We start from the raw sequence: 9341 nt of genomic DNA, 5'->3' as shown, positions 1-9341 counted from the left end.
CATTTAGTCCCACCACCCCTTCAAGTCTAACCATACAAGCGGGCATGCCCGCGAACACCGGCGCAGCCGGTGCCATGCACCGCGCTGGATTCTTCGCGGGCACGCCTGCTCCCACAGGGGTTACATGGTCGGCGCCACCAACCTGTACCCCACCCCTGGCTCGGTGATGATGAACCGCGGCGCCGTGGGGTCATCGCCCAGCTTCTGCCGCAGATGCCCGACCACGATCCGCAGGTAATGGGTGTCATCCACATGGGTAGGCCCCCAGATATCCTTGAGCAGTTGCTGCTGGGTAATCACCCGCCCCGGGTGCCCGGCCAGTTGCGCCAGCAGCGCATACTCCTTGCGGGTCAGCGCCACCTCCACGCCATCCAGGGTCACCCGGCGAAAGGCAAAGTCCACCATCAGCGGCCCAAAGCTGGCCGCCACTTCCGAGCCACCGGCCTGCGGCACCTGGCGCAGCAAGGCGCGCACCCGCGCCAGGAACTCCTGGATGCCGAACGGCTTGGTCACATAGTCGTTGGCTCCACCATCCAGCGCATCGACCTTCTGCACTTCACTGGCGCGCACCGACAACACCAGCACCGGCACCGCGCTCCATTCGCGCAGATCACGCAGTACCTGCTGGCCGTCCATGTCCGGCAGGCCCAGGTCGAGTACCACCAGGTCCGGCTTGCCCAGCGCCGCCTGGGCCAACCCTTCCGCGCCGGTGGCGGCCTCGAGCACCTTGTAGCCTTGCGAGGCCAGGCTTATGCGCAGGAACTTGCGGATCTGCGGTTCATCGTCGATGACCAGGAGAGTGGCGGACTGACTCATGGGGTTTCGCTTTCGGTTTCAGGTTGAGGGGGCAGCGGCAAGCATAAAGTGATGCTGGTGCCCTGGCCATCGATGCCTTCGCCCACCAGGATCTGCCCGCCATGGGCGCCGATCATGCCTTGGCAGATCGCAAGGCCCAGGCCGGTGCCCTGCCCGCCGCGGTCACCGCGAGCGGCGGTGTAGAACATGTCGAAGATCTTCTCGCGGTCTTCCACGGGAATGCCGGGGCCTTGGTCGCTGACGGCAAAGCACAACCGGGCGTCCTGCACCGACACCTGCAGCTCCAGCCGGCCATTGGCTGGCGAGAAGCGCGCGGCATTTTCCAGCACGTTGACCAACGCCTGTTCGATCAATGCCGCATGCACGAACAGCAACGGCAGCTCGGTCGGCACGTCGGTGTGTACCCGTAGCGGCGCCAGCACCGCGCGCAGGCGGTTGAGCGCGCTGCCGACGATGTCGGCCGGGGCCACCCAGTCGCGGGCCAGCTTGAGGCCGCCGTGGCCCAGGCGGGTCATGTCGAGCAGGTTCTGGATGTAGCGGTCGAGGCGTTCGGCCTCGTTGCGGGTGCCCTCCAGCAGTTCGCGGCGGTCGGCGGTGGGGATCGCCTCGCCCAGCGCCAGCAGGCTGTCGATGCTGCCGCGCATGGCGGTCAGCGGGGTGCGCAAATCATGGGAAACGGACGCGAGCAAGGCGCTGCGCAGCTGCTCGGTTTCGCCATGCAGCCGCGCGGCCTCCAGCTGTTCGGCCAGGCGCGCGCGGGCCAGGGCCTGGGCCAGTGGCTGACCAAGGGCAGTGAGCAGGCGCCGGCGCGGGTCGCTGAGCGGCTGGCCGGAGTGTGGGCGCACACCAAGCAATGCCAGGGGCTGCTCATCCACCGCCAGCGGCCACCACCACCAGCGGCCATTGGGCAGGGTGTCGCTGCCATGACCGGCGGCCTGGCCGTGCTGCCAGGCCCACTCTGCGGCGGCGCGTTCGTTATCGCTGAAGGCATGGGCTTCGCCGCTGGCCACCTGCAACTGGCCTTCGACATTGCGCTCCAGCAGGCACACCTGCATGTCCTGCCAACCGTTCAGGTGCTGGCCGGCGGCGTTGAACACCGCCTGGCGGTCGGTGGCCACGGTCAGCCGGCGCGACAGGTCGAGCAACTGGCTGGTCTGCGCCTGGGTCTCGCGCAGCGCCTGCAACTGGCGGCGCTGGCGGGCGGCCAGGTTGCCGGTGAGCGCGGCCATCAACAGGAAGAACACCAGGGTCAGCACGTCTTCTTCGCGCTGGATCCTGAACGACAGGTTGGGCGGGATGAACAGGAAGTCGTAGGTCAGGAACGACAGCACCGCGCAGGCCAGCGCAGGCCCCAGGCTGCTGCGCACTGCCACCAGCAACACCGCGGCCAGGAACACCAGCGATATGTTGGGCAGCGCCAGCACACTCGACACCGCCCAGGCCAGGCCTGCGGCCATGACCGTGGCCAGCAGCGCCAGCAGGTAATGGCGCCAGACCCACACCCGCCGTACCGCCGAACGCGGCGCTTGCGGCTGCGCGTCGCGGTCCAGCACGTTGATTTCCAGGCCGTGGCTTTCGCGCAGCAGCCGCGCGGCCACACCGGCACCGAACAGGCGCCGGCGCAGGCGGTCGCGGGACTGCCCGACCAGCACCAGGCTGGCCCGTCGTTCGGCGGCATGCTGGATCAACGTGCGCACCACTTCACCGGCACGCAGCAGTACCACCTCCCCGCCCAGGCGTTCGGCCAGTTGCTGGGCAGCTTGCAGGCGCTGGCGTGCGGTTTCGTCGCGCAGGCGGCCGTTGTCCACGTGCACCAGGCTCCAGGGCAGGTGGCGGCGTTGCGCCACGCGGCTGGCATGGCGCACCAAACGTTCCGCCTGGTCGTCGCCATCCACGCCCACCAGCAAGCGCCCACGCAGGGCCGGGGCTTCCTGGCCGCGCTGGCGATAGCCGTGGGCCAGGTCGGCATCCACCTGGGCAGCGGCGGTCTGCATGGCCAGCTCGCGCAGGGCGGTAAGGTTGGTTTGCGAGAAGAACGCATCGATGGCGGCCCGCGCCTGCTCGGGCACGTACACCTTGCCTTCGCGCAGACGTTCGAGCAGCTCGCGGGGTGGCAGGTCGATCAGCACCAGCTCGAAGGCTTCCTGCAGCACCCAGTCCGGAAGGGTTTCGCGCACTTGCACGCCAGTAATGTCGCGGACCTTGTCGTTGAGGCTTTCCAGGTGCTGGACGTTGACCGTGGTGTACACATCGATGCCGGCGGCCAGCAGTTCCTGTACGTCCTGCCAGCGTTTGGCGTGGCGGCTGCCGGGCGCATTGGTGTGGGCCAGTTCGTCGACCAGCACCAGGGCCGGCGCGGCCTTGAGAAGGCCGTCGAGGTCCATTTCCTCGAGCGTGACGCCGCGGTACTGGCTGCGCAGCAGGGGCTGCTGCTGAAGGCCAGCGAGCAATACCTCGGTTTCGGCACGGCCATGGGTTTCGACCACCCCGGCCAGCACCTGCACGCCCTGGCGTTGCTGGGCGTGGGCGGCCTGGAGCATGGCGAAGGTCTTGCCGACGCCGGGGGCGGCGCCAAGAAACACCTTCAACCGCCCCCGGCCGCTTCGCGGGAGGGTAGCCAACAGCGCGTCTGCGCGGGCGGAGTCACTCATCTTTCATCCTTTGCTATTTCCAGCAAGCAGCAAATCCAGGGACAAACACCGTACCTGTGGGAGCGGGTTCACCCGCGAATGCAGTAATAGCGCCACCGACGCATTCGCGGGTAAACCCGCTCCCACAGGGTCCCTGCTAGCCCCTCAAGTCATCTATCAATGGCTGAGGTTTTCCAAGGCCTGGTTCAAGGCCAGCACATTGACCACCGGCGGGCCGATCAATGGGTGGAGGGTGGCCTCTTCCAGCAAGCCTTGCAAGCGCTCCACCGGCAACTGCCGTGCCGCCGCCACCCGAGGGATCTGGTAGGCCACGGCCTCCGGCGGCAGGTGCGGGTCGAGGCCGCTGCCCGAGGTGGTGAGCAGCGCCTGGGGCACCGGCCCCTGCTGCGCCTGGTACAACGCAGCCGCATCGCCCTTGACCCGCTCGGCCAGCGCCGGGTTGCTCGGCGACAGGTTGCTGGCGCTGCTGGCCACGGTGGCGTAGGCGCCTGCCGATGGCCGCGCGTGGAACCAGCCATCGCCCTGGAAATCCTGGGCAATCAGCGCCGAACCGCGCACCTGGCCCTGGTCATCGCGCACCAGGCTGCCATTGGCCTGGGTTGGGAAAGCCACCTGGGCAATACCGGTCACCACCAGCGGATACAGCGCGCCGGTCACCAGGGTCATCAACAGGGCCAGGCTCAATGCCGGGCGTACATAAGCATTCATGGTGGCCTCCTCAGACCAGGTGCAGGGCATTGAGCAGCAGATCGATCAGTTTGATCCCGGCAAACGGCACGACAATGCCGCCCAGCCCGTAGATCAGCAGGTTGCGCCGCAGCAGGTGCGCCGCACTGGCCGCCTGCACCCGCACGCCGCGCAGCGCCAGCGGGATCAGCACGATGATGATCAGCGCGTTGAACACGATGGCCGACAGAATCGCACTCTGCGGGCTGGCCAGGTGCATCAGGTTGAGCACGCCCAACTGCGGGTAGATGGCGGCGAACAGTGCCGGGAGGATGGCGAAATACTTGGCCACATCATTGGCGATGGAGAAGGTGGTCAGCGCGCCGCGGGTCACCAACAACTCCTTGCCGACCTGCACCACATCCAGCAGCTTGGTCGGATCACTGTCGAGGTCGACCATATTGGCTGCCTCGCGCGCCGCCTGGGTACCGTCGTTCATGGCCATGCCCACGTCAGCCTGGGCCAGTGCCGGGGCGTCGTTGGCACCGTCGCCGCACATGGCCACCAGGCGGCCGTCGTTCTGCTCCTGGCGGATGCGCGCCAGCTTCTTCTCTGGCGTGGCCTCGGCCAGCACGTCATCCACGCCGGCCTCGGCAGCGATGGCGGCGGCGGTCAGCGGGTTGTCTCCGGTCACCATCACCGTGCGAATGCCCAGCTTGCGCAGCTCGGCAAAGCGCTCGCGGATGCCGGATTTGACCACATCCTTGAGGTGGATCACGCCAAGCAGGCGCTTGTCCAGGCACACCAGCAGCGGTGTACCGCCGCTCTGGGCAATACGCTCCACTTCACGGGCCAGTGCCGGTGGCATTTCCAGGCGTTGCATGCCGACGAACGCCAGTACGGCATCGACAGCGCCCTTGCGGTAGCGGTGTTGCTGGAAGTCGATCCCCGACAGGCGCGTCTCGGCGCTGAAAGCCACGGCCTCGAACTGGCCGGCGGACGGTTCGACAAAATCATGCAGCTGGCGCAGATACTCGACGATCGACTTGCCCTCGGCGGTGTCGTCCGCCAGCGAGGCCAGCAAGGCGCCCTCCCCCAGCTCGCGGGCGGTGATGCCCGGTGCCGCGTGCAGCGCACTGCAGCGGCGGTTGCCGAAGGTAATGGTGCCAGTCTTGTCGAGCATCAGCGTGTGCACGTCACCGGCCGCCTCCACCGCCCGGCCCGAGCGGGCGATGACGTTCAGCCGCACCAGCCGGTCCATGCCGGCAATGCCGATGGCCGACAGCAGGCCGCCGATGGTGGTGGGGATCAGCGTTACCAGCAATGCGGCGAGAAAGATCAGCGGCAGGCTGCCACCGACAAAGTGGGCGAACGGCTGCAGGGTCACCACCACGATCAGGAAGATCAGGGTCAGGCCGATCAGCAGGATGTCGAGGGCGATCTCGTTGGGCGTCTTCTGCCGCTTGGCGCCCTCGACCAGGGCAATCATGCGGTCGAGGGTCGATTCGCCCGGGTTGCTGGTGATGCGGATCAACAACCAGTCTGAGACCAGCCGGGTATTGCCGGTCACCGCTGAGCGATCGCCGCCAGACTCGCGGATCACCGGCGCGGACTCGCCGGTAATGGCGGCCTCGTTGACCGCAGCGATACCTTCAAGCACCTCGCCGTCACCGGGAATCATTTCACCAGCTACCACGCGCACCACATCGTCCTTGCGCAGCGCGCTGGCTGCTACGGTTTCGTAGCTGCCATCACGCTTGCGACGCTGGGCGGTAAGCCCTTGGCTGCCAGCCTTGAGGCTGTCGGCGCGGGCCTTGCCACGGCCTTCGGCCAGGGCCTCGGCAAAGTTGGCGAACAGCACGGTGAACCACAGCCACAGGGCGATCTGCACGGCCACACCGGTGCTCACACCGCTGCCGGGAGCGAAACACAGGACGGTGGTCAGTACCGCAGTCAGGGCGACCACCAGCATCACCGGCGAGCGCTTGAGTTGGCGCGGGTCGAGCTTGACGAATGCCTGCACCAGCGCCGGGCGCCACAATGCGGCGAAACGGGTCTGATCCTTGGCACTTTGCCGGGCTTTTACTTCAGCAATGGGCATGTTCATGGTCGGTCCTCAAAAACCCAGACTCAAATGTTCGGCGATCGGCCCAAGGGCCAGGGTCGGCAGGAAGGTCAGGCCACCGACCAGCAGGATGGTGACCAGCAGCAGGCTGGTGAACAGCGGGCCATGGGTGGGGAAGCTGTTAAGCCCCTGGGGCGCGCTTTTCTTCGCAGCCAGGCTGCCGGCCAGCGCCAGTACCGGCAGGATGTAGCCGAAGCGGCCGATGAGCATGGCCAGGCCGATCATCAGGTTGTGGTACACCGTGTTGGCACCAAAGCCGGCAAAGGCCGAGCCGTTGTTGGCCGTGCCCGACGTATAGGCATACAGCAGCTGGCTGAAACCATGCGCACCCGGGTTGCTGACCGCACCTGCCGGGCCTGGCAGGCTGGCGGCAATGGCGCCGAGCACCAACACGCCGACCGGCATCACCAGCAGGGTCGCCACCAGCAACTGCACCTCGCGGGCCTGCAGTTTCTTGCCCAGGTATTCCGGGGTGCGGCCGATCATCAGCCCGGCCAGGAACACCGCGATCAATACGAACAACAGCATGCCGTACAGCCCTGCACCGACGCCGCCAAAGATCACCTCACCGACTATCATGTTGACCATCGCCACCATGCCGGTCAGCGGGTTGAGGCTGTCGTGCATGGCATTGACCGAACCGTTGGAGGCAGAGGTAGTAGTCACTGTCCACAGCACCGAGCCGGTGGTGCCGAAGCGGGTTTCCTTGCCCTCCATCGGGGCGCTTTGCTGTACCTGCGCGCTCTCGAGGGCCGGGTTGGGCTGGTACTCGGACCACAATGCCGTGCTGCCGCCGATCAGGAACAGGGCCAGCATGCAGGCGAGGATTGCGCGGCTCTGGCGCAGGTCCTTCACGTAGTGGCCAAAGGTGAACACCAGCGCCACCGGAATGAGGATGATCGAGGCTACCTCGAACAGGTTGCTCCAGGCCGTGGGGTTTTCGAACGGGTGCGCCGAGTTGACCCCGAAGAAGCCACCGCCGTTGGTACCCAGTTGCTTGATGGCGATCTGGCTGGCGGCCGGGCCCAGCGGGATGGTCTGCTCGGTGCCTTGCAGGGTGACCGCGTGGGCGTAGTCGGCCAAGGTTTGCGGTACGCCCTGCCATACCAGCAGCAACGCCAGCAGCAGGCACAGCGGCAGCAAGCCGTAGAGGGTGGCGCGGGTCATGTCGACCCAGAAGTTGCCCAGCGTCGTGGCGCTGCGCCGGGCGATGCCGCGGCACAGGGCGACCAGCACGGCCAGGCCGGTGGCGGCGCTGACGAAGTTCTGCACGGTCAGGCCGAGCATCTGGCTCAGGTAGCTGACCGACGCTTCACCGCTGTAGGCCTGCCAGTTGGTGTTGGTTACGAAGCTGACCGCGGTGTTGAACGCCAGCGACCATTCCTGGCCGGGCAGATGCTGCGGGTTGAATGGCAGGTAGCCCTGCAACAGCAGCACGGCGAACAGCAGCAGGAACCCGGCCAGGTTGAAGGCCAGCAGAGCCAAGGTGTACTGCTGCCAGTTCTGTTCCTGGCTGGTGCCCACGCCCGCCAGCCGGTAGCAGGCTTGCTCGACCGGGCCCAGCACGGGCGACAGCCAGGTGCGCTGGCCTTCCATGACCTTGAAGTAGAACCGCCCGAGCCAGGGTGCTGGTAGCAGCACGATGGCGAAAAATGCCAACAGCAAGGCGAAGTCGTAACTGTGCATGGCCACTCCCTAGCTGCGATCGGCGCGCAGCAGCGCCACCAGCAGATAAAACGCCAATGCCACTGCCAGCAGCAGTGACAGCCCGTCGAGCATGTTCATGTGTGGTTCTCCCCGTGGTGCGGCTTGGGCCGCTTTGGGGAAATTGTCCGAGCGAGGGGCGTAAAGGGGCGAGACTGGGAGGTGGGGATGGCGATAAAGAAGGCGTAAAGATCGGGAGTTGAGGTTGCCTGAACCGGCCTCTTCGCGGGTAAACCCGCTCCTACAGGGACCGCACCGCTCTCCCGGGCTGTGGAGATCCTTGTGGGAGCGGGTTCACCCGCGAAGAGGCCAGTACAGGTTTACTGCTGAGGCGGCTGCGGGACGGCGTTGCGGCTCCAGTCCAGCAGCAGGCTGTAGCCGACCGCCAGCAAGGTCGGCCCGATGAACAGGCCAATGAAGCCAAAGGCGATCAGGCCGCCGAACACGCCCAGAAGCACGATCACCAACGGCAGGTTGCCGCCACGGCTGATCAGGTACGGTTTGAGTACGTTGTCCACGCCACTGATGATGAAGGTGCCCCAGGCGCCCAGGAACACCGCCATGCCGTATTCGCCTTTCCATACCAGCCAGCCGGTGGCCGGAATCCATGCCAGTGGCGGGCCCATGGGGATCAGGCTGAGCATGAAGGTCACCAGGCCCAGCACAATGGCCCCGGGCACACCGGCAATCAGGAAGCCGATCAACGCCAGCACGCCCTGCGCTGCGGCCGTACCGATCACCCCGTTGACCACCCGCTGCACCGTACCGGCCACCAGTTCCAGGTAGTACTCGGCACGGTCGCCCATCAGGCGGTGCAGCAGGCGCAGGACGAACGCCGACAAGCGCGGGCCATCCCGGTAGAAGAAGAACACGAATACCAGGCTGAGGGTCAGCTCCAGCACGCCGCTGCCGATCTGCGCGCTGCGCGCCAGCAACCAGTTGCCCACCTGCCCCAGGTGCGGCTTGACCGAGGCCAGCAAGGCCGCGCCCTGCTGGTCCAGCGATTGCCACCAGCTGACCAGGCGCTCGCCAACCAACGGGATGCCACCCAGCCACGCCGGAGCATCGGGCAGGCCGTCCACCTGCACGTCACGCACGAACGCCGTCGCATCGCGAATGTGGTCGGCCAGGTTGAACCCCAGCCACACCAGCGGCAGCGCCACGATCAGGATCCAGGCAGTGGTCAGCAGGCTGGCCGCCAGGGTTTCGCGCCCGCCCAGCGCACGCGTCAGCAGGCGCATCAACGGCCAGCTGGCAAAGGCCAGGATGGCCCCCCACAACAGCGCAGAAATGAAAGGTGCCATTACCCACAGGCCGGCACCCAGCAGCGCCAGCAGCAGAATCTGGACCAGCAAGCGGTCATTGTTAGCCATGGTGGT

The 9341-nt window shown here is 66.6% G+C and carries 7 protein-coding genes; all 7 read right to left on the bottom strand.

Annotation, left to right across the window (positions count from 1 at the left end; genetic code table 11):
• Nucleotides 1-120: 120 nt before the first annotated feature.
• The gene (locus tag MJ643_RS22775; protein ID WP_013973414.1) at nt 121-816 is read right to left on the bottom strand and encodes a response regulator; all 696 of its coding nucleotides are present in this window, start codon (nt 814-816) and stop codon (nt 121-123) included.
• Complete coding sequence (locus MJ643_RS22770) at nt 813-3467, bottom strand: sensor histidine kinase KdpD (protein ID WP_024087413.1); 2655 nt, start codon at nt 3465-3467, stop codon at nt 813-815. Before MJ643_RS22770 ends, MJ643_RS22775 begins: the two co-directional genes overlap by 4 nt.
• A 156-nt stretch (nt 3468-3623) precedes the next feature.
• Entirely contained in the window at nt 3624-4175 is a 552-nt protein-coding gene (kdpC, locus tag MJ643_RS22765; RefSeq protein ID WP_013973416.1) for a potassium-transporting ATPase subunit KdpC, read from the bottom strand.
• 10 nt (nt 4176-4185) lie between these two features.
• On the bottom strand, nt 4186-6240 hold the full coding sequence (kdpB, locus tag MJ643_RS22760) for a potassium-transporting ATPase subunit KdpB (RefSeq protein ID WP_013973417.1): 2055 nt from the start codon (nt 6238-6240) through the stop codon (nt 4186-4188).
• Between the two features lie 9 nt (nt 6241-6249).
• Nucleotides 6250-7944: a potassium-transporting ATPase subunit KdpA gene (gene kdpA / locus MJ643_RS22755; protein ID WP_208209545.1), complete on the bottom strand. Its 1695-nt coding sequence runs from the start codon at nt 7942-7944 to the stop codon at nt 6250-6252.
• A gap of 9 nt (nt 7945-7953) precedes the next feature.
• Complete coding sequence (gene kdpF, locus MJ643_RS22750) at nt 7954-8043, bottom strand: K(+)-transporting ATPase subunit F (RefSeq protein ID WP_003251485.1); 90 nt, start codon at nt 8041-8043, stop codon at nt 7954-7956.
• 239 nt (nt 8044-8282) lie between these two features.
• Nucleotides 8283-9335, bottom strand: coding sequence for an AI-2E family transporter (locus MJ643_RS22745; protein WP_013973419.1), 1053 nt, complete (start codon nt 9333-9335; stop codon nt 8283-8285).
• Nucleotides 9336-9341: the final 6 nt, after the last annotated feature.

Source organism: Pseudomonas sp. PNPG3 (genome assembly GCF_023093815.1).
Taxonomy (GTDB): Bacteria; Pseudomonadota; Gammaproteobacteria; order Pseudomonadales; family Pseudomonadaceae; genus Aquipseudomonas; species Aquipseudomonas asiatica.
This window is presented reverse-complemented; position numbering and strand designations above follow the sequence as displayed.

Bases quoted from the DNA above. Each gene is read 5' to 3' on its own strand.
- MJ643_RS22775 (WP_013973414.1), bottom strand. From the start codon at position 816: ATGAGTCAGTCCGCCACTCTCCTGGTCATCGACGATGAACCGCAGATC.
- MJ643_RS22770 (WP_024087413.1), bottom strand. From the start codon at position 3,467: ATGAGTGACTCCGCCCGCGCAGACGCGCTGTTGGCTACCCTCCCGCGA.
- kdpC (WP_013973416.1), bottom strand. From the start codon at position 4,175: ATGAATGCTTATGTACGCCCGGCATTGAGCCTGGCCCTGTTGATGACC.
- kdpB (WP_013973417.1), bottom strand. From the start codon at position 6,240: ATGAACATGCCCATTGCTGAAGTAAAAGCCCGGCAAAGTGCCAAGGAT.
- kdpA (WP_208209545.1), bottom strand. From the start codon at position 7,944: ATGCACAGTTACGACTTCGCCTTGCTGTTGGCATTTTTCGCCATCGTG.
- kdpF (WP_003251485.1), bottom strand. From the start codon at position 8,043: ATGAACATGCTCGACGGGCTGTCACTGCTGCTGGCAGTGGCATTGGCG.
- MJ643_RS22745 (WP_013973419.1), bottom strand. From the start codon at position 9,335: ATGGCTAACAATGACCGCTTGCTGGTCCAGATTCTGCTGCTGGCGCTG.